The 13565-nt window shown below is 69.3% G+C and carries 11 protein-coding genes and 3 pseudogenes; 1 reads left to right on the top strand and 13 read right to left on the bottom strand.

Translation table 11 applies throughout. The features are described 5' to 3' along the window. The 10 genes and pseudogenes from IPN47_24325 to IPN47_24280 form a co-directional block, all read right to left on the bottom strand. On the bottom strand, positions 1-254 hold a 254-nt coding region (locus IPN47_24325), incomplete at its 3' end, for a peroxidase (protein ID MBK9411102.1). A 51-nt stretch (positions 255-305) separates the two neighbouring features. Then, the gene (locus IPN47_24320; protein ID MBK9411101.1) at positions 306-557 is read right to left on the bottom strand and encodes a peroxidase; all 252 of its coding nucleotides are present in this window, start codon (positions 555-557) and stop codon (positions 306-308) included. Positions 558-1043: 486 nt separating this feature from the next. Next, the gene (locus IPN47_24315) at positions 1044-1295 is read right to left on the bottom strand and encodes a hypothetical protein (protein ID MBK9411100.1); all 252 of its coding nucleotides are present in this window, start codon (positions 1293-1295) and stop codon (positions 1044-1046) included. 502 nt (positions 1296-1797) lie between these two features. After that, a pseudogene (locus IPN47_24310) lies at positions 1798-2250 on the bottom strand (hypothetical protein). 707 nt (positions 2251-2957) lie between these two features. Then, a pseudogene (locus IPN47_24305) lies at positions 2958-4261 on the bottom strand (MFS transporter). Between the two features lie 13 nt (positions 4262-4274). After that, positions 4275-5832 (bottom strand): annotated as a pseudogene (gene malQ / locus IPN47_24300) (4-alpha-glucanotransferase). 109 nt (positions 5833-5941) lie between these two features. After that, on the bottom strand, positions 5942-6514 hold the full coding sequence (locus tag IPN47_24295) for a hypothetical protein (GenBank protein MBK9411099.1): 573 nt from the start codon (positions 6512-6514) through the stop codon (positions 5942-5944). A 196-nt stretch (positions 6515-6710) separates the two neighbouring features. Beyond that, positions 6711-7919: an FtsX-like permease family protein gene (locus tag IPN47_24290; protein ID MBK9411098.1), complete on the bottom strand. Its 1209-nt coding sequence runs from the start codon at positions 7917-7919 to the stop codon at positions 6711-6713. After that, positions 7835-8524, bottom strand: a complete 690-nt coding sequence (locus IPN47_24285; GenBank protein MBK9411097.1) for an ABC transporter permease — start codon at positions 8522-8524, stop codon at positions 7835-7837. The genes IPN47_24290 and IPN47_24285 overlap by 85 nt, the downstream gene beginning before the upstream one ends. 120 nt (positions 8525-8644) lie before the next feature. Further along, on the bottom strand, positions 8645-9013 hold the full coding sequence (locus IPN47_24280) for a helix-turn-helix transcriptional regulator (GenBank protein MBK9411096.1): 369 nt from the start codon (positions 9011-9013) through the stop codon (positions 8645-8647). 549 nt (positions 9014-9562) lie between these two features. Between IPN47_24280 and IPN47_24275 the strand changes: the two genes are divergently transcribed. After that, complete coding sequence (locus tag IPN47_24275; protein MBK9411095.1) at positions 9563-10105, top strand: VCBS repeat-containing protein; 543 nt, start codon at positions 9563-9565, stop codon at positions 10103-10105. An 853-nt stretch (positions 10106-10958) separates the two neighbouring features. Here IPN47_24275 and IPN47_24270 read toward each other — a convergent pair. From IPN47_24270 to IPN47_24260, 3 genes are all read right to left on the bottom strand, one after another. Next, complete coding sequence (locus IPN47_24270) at positions 10959-11390, bottom strand: ATP-binding protein (protein ID MBK9411094.1); 432 nt, start codon at positions 11388-11390, stop codon at positions 10959-10961. 258 nt (positions 11391-11648) lie between these two features. Continuing rightward, positions 11649-12518 carry a GGDEF domain-containing protein gene (locus IPN47_24265; protein ID MBK9411093.1) on the bottom strand — a complete coding sequence of 290 codons (870 nt, stop codon included), beginning with the start codon at positions 12516-12518 and terminating at the stop codon, positions 11649-11651. 146 nt (positions 12519-12664) lie between these two features. After that, positions 12665-13565 (bottom strand): protein kinase (locus IPN47_24260; protein MBK9411092.1); only part of this gene is annotated, 901 nt, incomplete at its 5' end.

The raw sequence follows: 13565 nt of genomic DNA, 5'->3' as shown, positions 1-13565 counted from the left end.
GACTGCGCGTACGCCGCCGCGTCCATGTCGCTCACCCCGGTCGCGTCGATCCACCGGTTGTAGAAGTTGAAGAGCGCGCAGACCGTGATGGCGTCGTAGATCGCCTCCTCGCTCCACCCCGCCGCCTTCACCGTCTCGATGTCTGGCGGCCCAACCTCTGCGCAGCGCGCGTTCACCGTGTCGAGGAAGTCGAAGAGCACCTTCCACGATTCGTCGATCGGCGCGGTGCGGTAGTCGGCGAGAACCGCATCCACCAGCGCCCGGTCCTCCAGCAGCGTCGCCGCGACCGCGGCGTGCGACCCGGTTCAGAAGTCGCAGTCGTTGCGCCTGGACGTGAGCGCGGCGATCAGCTCGCGCAGCCCGGCCGAGAGCGGCGATGGGCCGCGCATCACGCCCTGCGTGAAGTGCGCGAGGAAGTCGGTGCGATCGGGCTTGTAGGCGAAGAGATGCCAGATCTGCGGCATCGGCTTTCCCGACGCGCGCATCAGCGCGATGCGGTCGCGGTACGTCCCCGAGCCGGGCCCCTGCTCGATTTCCTGCAGGTACATCGGGTGCATGACTATCCGTCTCCTTGATGACGTCGCCCTGGATGTGTGCCGTCTCATCTACGAATGCGGCCGTCTTCTTCGCGGCTTCGCGTCTTCGCGTGAGACAATTCCTCACGCCGTGACCTCAACCGGATTCCCATCCGGATCCTCGATCACCGCCTCATAGTACCCATCGCCTGTCATCCGTGCCTCCGACCGGATCGTCACGCCGTTGCGCGCGCCCGCGCCACCAGCGCTCCACCAGCTCGCGCGACCCCACCGAAATCGCCAGGTGCGTACCCAGCGCCGGTGGCAGCGCCATATCGGGGAGAGCTGTGGGAGTTGCATCAGCTCCAGCCGGGTCTCGCCACCGAAAGGTCAGGAAGTACGACGCAAAGCCGCGCATGCGCGCCTCTCGTACCGTTCGTTGGCTTCTGCCTCGAAGTACGCCTGGTAGAACGCGCGACTGGTCGATGTCATGTGTCCAGAGGGCGACGTGTTCGATCTTCACGATGCCTAGAAGATGCAGCTCACCCGCGCCGGCACCCGCACCACCGTCGCCCCGTTCACGGGCCGCCCGCGGCGCACACGCCTAACGCATCGGCGGAAGCGCGGTCGCGGGATCGTGACGTCGCTCGCCTCCCTTCTCCCGTTGTTGATCGCCACGATCGTCCCGCCGCGGCGATACACGTAGACCTGGTCGCTCACGAACAGGTGCTCCGTCGCCCCGCCACGCAGCTCCCGCCGCGCCGCACGGATCTGCGCCACCTTCTGCACGTGCCGCCACACGTCCTGCTCGGCGGCGTTGCGCCCGGCGGCGTCGAAGGCGTTCCGCGGGTCGCGCCCACCCGCCGGGGAAGTCGCGCCGGTTGTCCGGGTCGTTCCCGCCGGGGATATCGTCTCGTCGCCGTAGTAGACGAGCGGGCGTCCCGCGCGCGGTGAACAGGAAGGTAGGCGCAGCTTCAGCCCGTCCGCAGTCGCCCCGGCTCGTGCAGCTGAAGCGCGACACGTCGTGCAGCCCCAGGAACGTCACGAGGTTCTGCGGGTCGCGGTAGATGTGGTCGCGCGACGTCATCTGCGCACCTGGCGCACCGGCTCGCCGCGCGCAAAGGCGCCGCGAATCGCGTAGTACGTCGGGAAGTCGAACAGGTCGACCTTGTCGTCGACGCCGTCCCACTGCTACTGTCCCCCTCGAAGAAGGCAATCATCGAGGGTCGCCGTAACAAGACCCTCCCCAACCACGCAGCGACGGATATCGTTCTGATCGCCGTCATCCAGTCGCGCCAGTACCAGCGCGGGACGTCCGGCCGTATCCTGCCGAATCCCGTCCATCCCGCTCACCCCACCCCACCAGAGTGTGTTCTGGATGATGTAGCGCGACCTCGGGATCGTCCTGGTTGAGGGTCGGGGAGGATGTTGATAAACCATCCGTCGAAGCGTGGCCTGTCGCACCCCGGCGTGCTGTACATGTCGGCCAGCGTCCACGTCTGCCACGTGTTGTTCGGGTGGTTGGCTTCCGTCCCGTGGAACCAGGTCTTAGTCGGCGCGTCCTGCACCACGGGTGGTAGGGCCCCGTGTGGTTGGCCACCATGTCGAGCACGACCTTGATCCCCTGCGCTGCAGCATCGTCGACGGGCTGCTTGAACGCCGCCACGTCGCCCATGTGCTCGTCCACCGCGTAGACGTCGGTGGCGCCGTATGTGGTAGTCGGTGATGGGCTGGTTGTTGTTACGTCCCCTTCCGGTTCAACCCGTTGTTGTTGTCGTAGATCGGGTTAGTCCAGATGGTCGTCGCCTAACGCGTCTTGAGGTAGGGCTTCTGCCGCACCCCCGCCAGTCGCCGCCGTGGTAGTAGCGCCCCTTGCTGCGATCGAGCAGCCCGCGCGACACGGCCGGTCGTCGTTGGGGGGTCGCCATTGGCGAAGCGGTCGGGCATAGGAGGTACATCACGTCCTCGGTGCCAAACCCCTGGAAGGCCGCGTGCCCGGCCAGCCTGCGGCGCAACGGAGAACGGCGCCGCCACGCTCCCGCCGCCGGAGGTGCGCACCGAGCGGATAGCTCCCGCCGTCGTCATCGCGCGGGATCGCGACATCGACGAAGGCATACGTCCCCGCTCGTTGACCTTGCCGTTGTCCCAGGACAACCGCCCGCACTCGAAGCGAGCCTGCAAGGTTGGTCCCCGCACCAGCACCCGCACCGGATTGACCGACGAGTTGGCCCACCGGTTGCGCGGCTCGACCTTCGACACCGTCGGCCCTGCGCGGGTAACGACACCGCCAGCAGCAACGCCCCTCCCGTTACCACAACGCCCCAGAACTTACCCTGCATCACAGAAACTCCCTCTGAAGGAACTCCTCCGTGCCCTCCGTGATCCCTCCGTGAACCTCCGTGTCATGCTTTGTCGCACAGCGTGCACGACACCAGCCGAAGCTCACGAAGCCGGCTCACCCGGGTCCTGCACCCGCAGCACCAACACCGCCGCCAACGCCATGAACGCCCCACCGGCCACCACCGCCGCCATCCGGTTGTTGTCCAGCAGGTTGTTCATCACCCACCCGAAGCCCAACGCCGCCACAATCTCCGGGATCACGATGAAGAAGTTGAAGATCCCCATGTACACCCTGGTCTTCCCTCGGGTAGCGACCCCGCCAGCATCGCGTACGGCATCGACAGCGTGCTCGCCCACGCGATCCCCACCCCGTCATCGACAGCATCAAGAGCGCCGGCTTGCGTGATCACCGCCACCGACATCAGCCCGGCCGCCCCCACAACAGGCAGATCGTGTGCGTCATCTTCCGCCCACCTTCTTCGCCAGCACGGGCAACCAGAAGGCGAAGAGGAAGCGAGACTGCCGGCGAGGCACCAAAGCAGACCCCCGCCCACTCCTGCCCCTGCTGGTACAGCGGCGACGACGTATCGGGCGCCCAAAGACGTTGCGCGCCACCGCCACCGGGAAGTAAGAGCCACATGCAGAAGAGCCCGAGCCAGGTGCACAGCTGCACCGGCGCCAGCTGCTTCATGGTCAACGGCATCGCCTTGAGCGCGGCGAGCACCTCGCTCACGGTGGCGCCGATCCCCGCGCTCTGCTTTTGGCCTGCGGAACGCCTCCATGTCGGCCGGCGGGTGTTCCTTGGTCGTGAGGATCGTGTACAGTACCGCGCCGAAGAACGCCGCCGAACCGATGTAGAACGACAGCTTCACCGTGATCGGGATCGTCCAAGCGCCGACGGGGCCACGCCGAACCAGTTCGTCAGCATCCACGGCATCGCCGAGGCGAGCACGGCGCCCACGCCGATGAAGAACGACTGCATCGCGAAGCCGCGCGTGCGCTCCTGCTGCGGCAACAGGTCGGCGACGAAGGCGCGGAACGGCTCCATCGACACGTTGATCGAGGCGTCGAGGATCCAGAGCAGCCCCGCCGCCATCCACAGGCGCTCGATTGCGGCATCGCGATGAGCGCCAGCGACGACAGGATCGCCCCCACCAGGAAGTACGGGCGCCGCCGCCCAGCGTCGGCGACCAGGTGTAATCGCTCAGGTGCCCGATGATCGGCTGCACGATGAGCCCCGTGAGCGGGGCCGCCAGCCACAACATCGGGATCTCGTCGGCGCTCGCCCCCAGGTACTCGTAGATCGCGCTCATGTTCGCCATCTGGAGTCCCCAGCCAAACTGGATCCCCAGGAAGCCGAAGCTCATGTTCCAGATGGTCGAGAACTTCGTGCGCTGCTCGGACATGTCGCCTCGATGCCTAACGGTCGTAGAGATCCACCAGCTCGCGGAGGCGAGCGGTGATGGCCGGGGTCACCTGCGCCCAGCGAAAGCGGAACCCCAGTTCCCCGCCTGCCGCCCGGGAAGGTTCATCCGCGCCTCGCGCCCGAGCCCCAGCACGTCCTGCATCGGAATCAGGACGGTGTTGGCCACCGAGGCGAGCGCCGCCCGCATCAGCACCCAGTGCATCTCGGTGCCGTCAGTGTTGATGTAGCGCTTGGCGTAGGACTTCTCGCGCGTCACCTCCTCGAGGCTGCGCGTCGAGTCCCCGGCCCCGACTCCCACCACCCCATCGTGGTGTCGTTGTCGTGCGTCCCGGTGTACCACGCGCTCGCGCGGGAAGTTGTGCGGCTTGAATTCCTTCGCCTGCCCGTCCCCCAAGGCAAACTGCAGGATGCTCATCCCCGGGAAGCCGAAGCGCTCGCGCAGCGCCTCCACCGCCGGCGTGATCAGCCCCAGGTTCTCGGCCACGATCGGCAACCGGCCCAGCGCCCGCTCGATCGCCTCGAAGAGCGCTGCCCCGGGGCCCGGCGTCCAGCGCCCGTTGATGGCCGTCGTCGCATCACCCGGCACCTCCCAGAACGCCTCGAAGCCGCGGAAGTGGTCGATGCGCACCAGGTCGTACAGCTCGAAGGCGGCCCGCATGCGGCGGATCCACCACTCGTAGTTGGTCTTGGCCAGGGCGTCCCAGTCGTAGATCGGGTTCCCCCACAGCTGCCCGGTGGCGCTGAAGTAGTCGGGGGGGACGCCGGCCTGCGTGAGCAGTCGCCCGTCCGGCAGGCTTGAAGAGCGACCGGTTGGCCCACCCGTCGGCCGAGTCGTGCGCCACGTAGATCGGGAGGTCGCCCGCTGAGCTGGATTCCGCCAGGCGCCGGCCGCCTCCTTCAGCGCCCTAAACTGCACGAAGAAGAAGTACTGCCCCGCCGGATCGCTCGATCGGCTCGGCCAGCTTCTTTCGGTACACGGCGAGCGCCGCGCGGTCGCGATGGGCCGCGCCCGGCTCCCAATCAGTCCACGAAACGCCGCCGTGCGCTTGCTTGAGGGCCATGAACAGCGCGTAGTCATCGAGCCACCACCGCGCCCCTTCCACGAAGGCGTGATACGCGTTGTCGGGGGTGAAGCGGTCGAGCGCCGCATTGAGCAGCACCGCCTTGTGCGTGATGACGCGCTCGAAGTCGACGGTGTTGGCGGGAAAGCCACCCCCCGCGCCGGGGGAGTGAATCAGGAGGGGATTCCCGGCGAAGGCCGAGAAGCATTGATATGGCGAGTCACCATACCCGGTGGGGCCCAGCGGAAGGACCTGCCAGATCTTCATCCCCGCCTGTGCGAGGAAATCGAGGAACGCGTGTGCTTCGGGGCCCTGGGTCGCCAATGCCATGCGGGCTCGGAAGCGACGTGGGGTGGAGGAGGATGCCGGCGTTGCGGGGAACGTCATGGAAGCGGTATAGCGGGGCGGGAGGGAGGGATCGGCGGCGTTCGACGACGTCTGGCTGTAAGGTCGTGAAAACGTTTTTCGCGCCCTGAAAAGCTCGCCCGATTTTACCGGTCTGCCCGGGGTGTGGCTATCCCTCCGCGGGGGAATGCAAACGTTTTCGCGCCGGGGGCGCGGGGATGGACTGACGGGGGCTGCGGAGGTCCTCCCCGCCGCTACTCCCGGAAGAGTGCGTCCCTCGGCGCGACCGCCAACGCCCGCCGCGTCGGGATCCACGTGGCCGCGAGCACCACGGCGACGATGGCGAGCGAGACCCCGACCCCCGACGAGAGGGCGAGCCAGGGGGCGATGGGGAAGAAGCGGGCGAAGGCCAACCCGACGAGGACCATGAGTGGGAGGGCGACCACCGCGCCGATCCCCAGCTGTCGCCCGCCTTGTCCGAGCAGCAGCTGTTGGATGCTCCGGTCGGAGGCCCCGAGGGCGCGGCGCACCCCGATCTCGCGGGTGCGCATCCCGATCGACCGGGCCATGAGCCCGTAGGTCCCGCTCACCGCGAGCAGCAGGGCGAAGGCGAAGCAGATGGCGAAGAGCCGCGACACCGAGCGGGCGATGAGCGCCGACTTCTCGAGGATCTCGTCGTAGGTCGACACCTTCGATGGGACGAGCTGCGGGTCGACCGTGGTCACCGTCGTGTGCAGCGCCGCACGGGCGTACCGCCGCGTCGCCGCGGTGGCGGAAGAAGGGAGCGTGACCCATCCGGCATCGTGCTGGGTAGGCGGGACGTGCACCGCGCACCGCGCTGCGGTCGCGCGAGAACTCGTCGCCGTACGTGGACGTCGTCGACCACGCCGACGATCGTGCGCCATGTGTCTTCTCCGGTCTCGCCGGTCCGGGAAGGCGCACGCGTTCTCCGACGGGCGACTTCCCGGCCAGTAGCGCTGGGCTGCGGCGCGGCTCACCAGCGCCACCCCGCCTGCCGCCCGGTCACCCGGTGTGAGGCGTCCCTCCAGCGTGGCGATGCCTAACGCTTCCAGCGATCCCAACACCCCCTGCACCCAGGCGCGCGGCGTGGCGCCGGCGGCGAGCGTGCGTCCATCGCCGAACTCCAGCGCCCCGCTCTCGTCGTCCCCCTCCCCGAGCCGGGCGCGCACCACGACGTGCTCCACCTCCGGCCAGGCCGACATCCCGTCGTAGAGTCGCGTCCACAGGGCGCGCCGCGCGTCGGTGGTGGCGTAGCGCGCCGCCTCGGGTTCGACCGAGCTCGCCAGGAGGCGCGTCGTGTCGTAGCCGGGGTTCATGTTGGCGAACCGATGCGCGGCGATCCCGGAAAGGACGCCGAAGAAGAGCAGCACCGTCACCGTCGCCACCTGCGTGACGGCCGGGCACGCGCCGCCCGTCCTGCCCCGCGCCCCGCCAGCGCGTGTCCCCGAAGTCGCGCAGGACCTCACTGAAACGCGTGCTCGTGGCTCGCACCGCCATCACCCCGCCCAGCGCCGCGATCGTCACCGTCATGAAGCCGCCAGCCGCAATGATCGTCGGCGTGTCCATCCCCACCCCCCAGAGGCGAGGTTCCCCTCCATGGGCTGCTGGGCCCCGGTTCACCACCCCAGCCCCCCACGCGGCCAGCGCCGTCGCCAGCCCCCCACCGATGGTGACGAGCGCGACCGGTTCCCAGAGCGCCTGTATCGCCAGCCGGGCGCGCGATGCGCCTAACGCCAGCCGCACGGCCAGCTCGCGCGAGCGTTCGTTGGCCCGCGCCAGCAGCAGGTTGGCGACGTTCACGCACGCGAGCAGGAGGATCAGCACCGCCATCAGGTTGAGGATCCCGAAGACGTACGGCCCCTCGTCGCCCATCTGCGCCATCGGGAAGGAGCGCACCAGCACGCCGAGCCGGGTGCCTGACGAGTCGGCGGCCACCGGCGGGCGGTCGCTCCGGGCGCGCCGCAGCAGGGTTTCCAGCTCCTGCGACGCCTGCTCGCGCGTCGCCCCGTCGGCCAGCCGGCCAAAGGCGCTCACCGCGTACCGCCCCGGTTCCGTCGCCTCGCGCACGGCCGAGCCTAACGGGACCCACGAGTCGGCGGCCACGGGAAAGCCGTACCCGGGTGGCATCACCCCCACCACCTCGGTCGACACGCCGTTGAGCAGCACGCGGCGCCCCACCACCGTCGAATCACCGCCGAAGGCGGGATCCACGTGCGGTGACTGAGCACGATCACCGGCGCCGCCCCCGGCGCCTCGTCGTCCGGGCGGAACGCCCGGCCTAACGCGGGCGGGGTGCGCGTGGCGTCGAACAGCGTCCACTCCACCGCCGTCGTCTCCAGCACCCGGCGTGTCCCACCCCCCTCGGCGCTCCCCATCACGACCTCGCGCGCGCTCCACGTCCCCACGTCGTGCAACGTCGTGATCTGCGGACGCATGCGCGCCAGGTCGGCGGCATCGAAGCTCCCCGCCGATCCGTCCTCCAACTGCTGTACCCGCACGATACGGTCGCCTCCGCTCAGCGGAATGGGGCGCAGCATCGCCGTGTAGAGGAAGGAGAAGGTGAAGACCGTCACCCCCATCCCCCCGGCCAGGACCACGAGCGTGAGCAGGGTGAGGAGCGGGCTTCGCGCGAGGAGGCGAAAGGCGTAGCGCACGTCCTGGAGGTGCAGCATGTCGGAGGGGGCGGGGAGGGACGTCATCCGCGCCCGCGTTGCCTCGGCGATCGTGTCGGTCATCGTGACGATCGCGAGGCGCGCCATCGACCACTCGCCGCGCGCGCGGGCCGCGCGCCACTGGTCGGCGAAGGTCTCGTCCATGTCGCGTCCGAAGTCGTCGCGGAAGCTGCGCGGAGTAGGCGCGCCGCAACAGGCGATAGAGCCCCCGCACGAATCGTTCGGTGCGGTCGGGGCTTCCGGGGCGCATCGGTCGGTCGGTGCTCATGGGATCACCGGCCACGGGATGAGCTGCGCGGCCTGTGCCGCCGCGACCAGCCGCGCCAAACGCGCCGCCTCGGCGGCCGCGACCCGTCGCCCCTGCGGCGTCAGCGCGTAGTAGCGCCGTCGCTCGTCGTCCGACTCATCGGTGGCGCGGCGCTCGATGGGCGTCACGATGCCACCTTGCACCAGCCGGTGGAGCGCCCGGTACAGCGTCCCGGTCTCCAGCCGGATCGCCCCCTCCGAGCGCTCCTCGACCTCGCGGATGATGGCGTAGCCGTGCCGTTCGCCCTGTGCCAGGGCGAGGAGGATCTCGAACTCGACGGGGCGGAGCGGGGCCCCCGTGGCGGCGCCTTCAGGAGTCGATGACATGCGCGGACTACGTGCGCCGCGCACGTAGGTTTCACCCTCCGTCCGTGGTCGCCTCATGCGGCGTATCCCATGGTTGTCTCGCGCTTCCGCCTGCGCCCTCGCTCCCGGGCTTCCTCGGCGGCACGTTTGGGCGATGAACCGCTCTCCTTCTGCTGCTTGGCTCGCGGCGCTGGCCGTGCTCACCGCGCTCGTCGCCTGTCGAGGGTCGGCTCCGGCCCCGGCCGATCCCGCGGCCATTCCGACGCCGGGGGCGGTCGTGGCGGGCGTTCGGCCCCCGCTCGTATTCATCCCCGTCCAACCGGCGCTCTTCTCGACTCCTGGCGGGCAGCCGAACGCGTGGGCCGACTACGACGACGACGGCGATCTCGATCTCTACGTCGGCTTCCGCGGCGGCGTGCGGGCGCGGCTGTATCGCAACGACGGCGGTGGCTTCGTCGATGTCGCCGCGTCGCTCATCGACGACTCGCTGGAGGGTGCGCGCTGCCGCGTGGGGGGACTACGATGCGGATGGACGGCTCGACCTCTACGTCGGCTTCACCCGCAGGCCCCGTGCCTAACGAGTTGTACCGCAATCCCGGGAACGGCGGGCGCTTCGTGGACGTGGCGGCGGCCGTCGGCGTGGCCGACCGCGGGACAACGCGCCAACCGTCGTTCATCGACTTCGACAACGACGGTGACGTCGACCTCAGCGTCGCCTTTCGCGATCGCCCCAACGCGCTCTATCGCAACGACGGGGACGCTTCACCGACGTGGCCCCGGCCCTCCGGGATCGCCGACCCGCGCAAGACGGTGGGGTCGTCTGGTGGGACTGCAGAGCAGGACGGCGACCTCGATGCCTTCGTCGCCAGCCAGGACGGCGACGCCAACGCCCTCTATCGCAGCGATCACTTCTTCCGAAACGCCGGCGACCACTTCGTGAACGAGATGCCGGTGTCGATCGCCGCCGACAACGGCTCGCACGGAGTGGTGTGGGTCGACTTCGATCGCGACGGCGACCTCGACCTCGCCCTCACCAACAACCATGTGAAGGGGGCGCACCCGCTCTTCGCAACGAACTGTCACCGGCGCTCGCCGCGCGTGCGTTGCAGGTGACGGTCCGCGACGCGCAGGGGCGGGCGACGCGCAGGGAGCGAGGTGCGCGTCTTTGCCGCCGGGACCCGTCGCCTCCTGGGGCTGCGGCTGCTCGACACCGGCGGCAGTTACGACGCCCGGGGTGGACACCGGTGCACGTCGCCCTCGTCGCTGTCGCCGGTTGACGTCGAAGTCACCGTGCTGGCCCGTGACGGGCGCGTGACGGACAGTGGCAGCGGTCGATCCTCGCGCGTATCGTGGCAGGGCGCTCGAAGTACGCGCGCCATGAACGCCACCACACGGGGGAACGATGACGATGCGACACAAAGTGCCGCATGCCGCAGCCGTCGCGCGCGCGGCGCGCACGCGGGGCCGCCCTGGGCGGCACGTTGCTGCTCGCGGCGATGGCAGCCGCGGCGCCACTCGCGGCCCAGGCACCTAACGATGTATCGCGACTGGGCTTCATGGCCGGCTGCTGGGAGCTGCGCACCCCCACCCGCATCACCCACGAACAGTGGATGGCGCCGCTTGGCGGCTTGCTGCTGGGGATGAGCCGGACGGTGGTGCGTGACGTGGCGCGCGAGTGGGAGGCGCTGCGCGTAGAAAGCACGGACGGGACGGCGACCTACTTCGCACAACCCGGCGGGCGCCCGCCGCCCGTTCCCCGCCACGGCCCTCACCGACAGCTCGGTCACCTTCGCCAACCCGTCGCACGACTTCCCGCAACGGATCGTCTATCGCAAGGTCGGCGCCGACTCGCTCGTGGCACGCATCGAGGGGCGACCAGGAGGGCAGGTGCGCGGCATGAACTTCCCGATGAAACGCGTCGCCTGCGTCGGGGGGTGACCGGCGCGAGGCGACCTCCCGTGGCGCGTCACCGTCGCCAGGGGCCGGCGCCGTCGCTTGCCGGTGGCCCCTCGTCGACGACTTCGCGCGTGAGCGGGAAGGTGACCACGACCTCGGTGCCGCGACCACGCCCCGCACTCGACACACGCACCGTTCCGTCGTGCGCCGTGACCAGGTCGCGAACCACGGTCAGTCCGATCCCTAACCCGGCGTTGCCATTCGAGTCCGACCCGCTCGTCTGCGAGAACAGGTCGAATACCGTGGGGAGCGTTTCCGCGGAGATGCCGATCCCGCTGTCGGAGAGCGAGAGCGTCACCGTATCGCCCCGTACCTGCACGGAGAGGTGGATGGTCCCACCCTCGGGAGTATACCGCGACGCATTGTCGAGCAGGTTGTCGAAAATCTGCGCCAGGCGGACCGGGTCGCCGCGCATGTGCAGCGGGAACCCCGGACGGCGCACGACGGGAACTGTTGGCGTGCGTCGATGGCCGGGCGCCAGTTGTCGGAGCTGGCGTCGATGATCTCGCTCAGGTCCACGTCGCGCGACTCCAGTCCGAGCGCACCGCTGCCGAGGTGTGCCATGTCGAGCAGGTCGCTCACGAGACGCGTGATGTAGGTGACCTGCCGGTCGATGATCGCCGTCGCGCGATAGAGGAGCTTCGTGTCCGACGGTGACATGCCAAGGAGCGCGGTCGCGTGCCGGATCGGGCTCAGCGGACTACAAAGCTCGTGGGCCACACGCGCCAGGAACTCGGTCTGGCGCTTGAGCGCGCCCTCGGCGTCCGCCTGCTTTTCCTGGGCAGAGATGGCCGCCAGCACGAGTTGCTCGTTGGCTTCCTGCAGGTCGGCGTAACGTCGCTCCCGACGTGGTGCGGAGCGTGTCCGTCGGGTCGACTGGACGCGGGGTGGAGGTCGCGTCCGCCGACGGGGGTTGGCGGTCGTCGGGCGGGAGGGCGCTGAAGAGCGCATGGCTCCCGGGGGCGCGACGCTTGGCCTGGTACATCGCGGTATCGGCGTGACCGATGAGTGCGGTCGCGTCGATGCCATCGTCAGGATAGAGGCTGATCCCCACGCTGGCCGTCACCTGCACCGCCACGTCACCCACGCGTTGTGCGACCGACACGGCGGCGATGACCTTCTCGGCCACCGCCTCGGCGTCGGCCGCGGAGTTGACCTCCGACAGCAGGATGAGGAACTCGTCCCCGCCGTGGCGGCTGACGGTATCCGCACCGCGCACCGACGCGGCCAGCGCCTCAGCCGTCAGTTGCAATACGCGATCGCCCCCGGCGTGCCCCAGGGCGTCGTTCACCTGCTTGAAGTCGTCGAGGTCGACGAAGAGGACGGCCAGGCGCGATTGGTGCCGCTTGGCGGTGGCGATCGACTGGCCGAGTCGGTCGAGCATCAGGCGCCGGTTGGGCAGTGAGGTCAGCGCGTCGAGCGTGGCGGCCTGCGCCGCCAGGTGGTGCGCGCGGGTCGACTCGTCCACGTCGGCGTGCGCCTGCATCGTCGCCAGCACCAGCTGCTCGTTGGCCTCCACGAGGTCCGCCGCGCGAACGCCCGCGCGCTCGTTCGCGAGCGCGATCTCCACCGCAACCGGGCGAGTTCATCGCGCGCCCCTTCCACCTGCAGGTGCAGGTGCGCGAGTTCGTCCGCCGCACGCGAGGGCGAATCCTCGTTCCGGTCGCCGGATCGCGTCATGGGCAAGGCGCGCGCCTCTGCGGGGAGCGGGCTGGATCAGGCATGTGTGGCGCGCGCTGTCGTGGGACTGCCCGCGGACCCCGCGTGATACGTCGGCCGCCCGCCGAGCAACCCTTCATGGTTGGAGAGCATCGCGCCAACCTGAATCCCGGCGTCGTCGATGGTGAACTCACGCAGTTCGTTGGAGTGGTCGCTCGCGCGAACCTTCACCACCGCCAGCATGCGCCGCAGGCGGCTGTCCACCTCGATGTACCGCATGACGACGATCGCATCGGTGAGGAACGCGGTGCCGTACGGACTGAACCGCAGGTCGGTATAGCGATCCTCCAGCTCCGACGTCATCAGCATGGTCACGCCGGTCCTGGCGAGCGACATGACCATGCGGGCAAGCGAGGCACGAAACTCCTCGCGAAAGGTCGGGGCCAGCGCGAGTTCAAAGCCCGACAGCGAGTCGATGACGAGACGGCGCGCGTCGAGGCGCGTGATCTCGGCGGCGATGAGCGACACGATCTCGTCGATCGACAGATCCGGTGCTCGGGTGTCCACCACGCCAACCATTTCACGTCGCACCAGTTCTGCGATGATCGGGTTGCGCGCCGGGCTCGGGCGTTGCTCGAACGAGACGATGACCCCGCGTTCGCCGATGCGTACCCCTTCCGCGAGGAAGGCCGATGCGAGGATGCTCTTCCCCGATCCTGACGGTCCCGCCACCAGCAGCGAATAGCCGCGCGGGAGCCCACCGCCGAGCATCTCGTCGAGGGCGAGAATGCCCGTGTGTGCCCGGGGGAGCGTTTCGACATGCAGGCGCGCGGCATCGGGCCCCACCGCGATGTTGGCGGGTGCGAAAACGGTGAGCCCCGCCGTCCCGATGCGGAACGAGTGCAGCCCGGGGAGCGACGGTTGCCCGCGCATCTTCATGACCTCGAGCTTGCGCACC

It is taken from the genome of Gemmatimonadota bacterium (assembly GCA_016719105.1).
Taxonomy (GTDB): Bacteria; Gemmatimonadota; Gemmatimonadetes; order Gemmatimonadales; family Gemmatimonadaceae; genus SCN-70-22.
Note: the sequence above shows the minus strand (reverse complement) of the source record. Positions and strands in the feature narration are given on the sequence as shown.

Excerpts from the sequence above, each read along its gene's own strand:
- IPN47_24320 (MBK9411101.1), bottom strand. The coding sequence starts at position 557 with ATGCACCCGATGTACCTGCAGGAAATCGAGCAGGGGCCCGGCTCGGGG.
- IPN47_24285 (MBK9411097.1), bottom strand. The coding sequence starts at position 8,524 with ATGGACGAGACCTTCGCCGACCAGTGGCGCGCGGCCCGCGCGCGCGGC.
- IPN47_24280 (MBK9411096.1), bottom strand. The coding sequence starts at position 9,013 with ATGTCATCGACTCCTGAAGGCGCCGCCACGGGGGCCCCGCTCCGCCCC.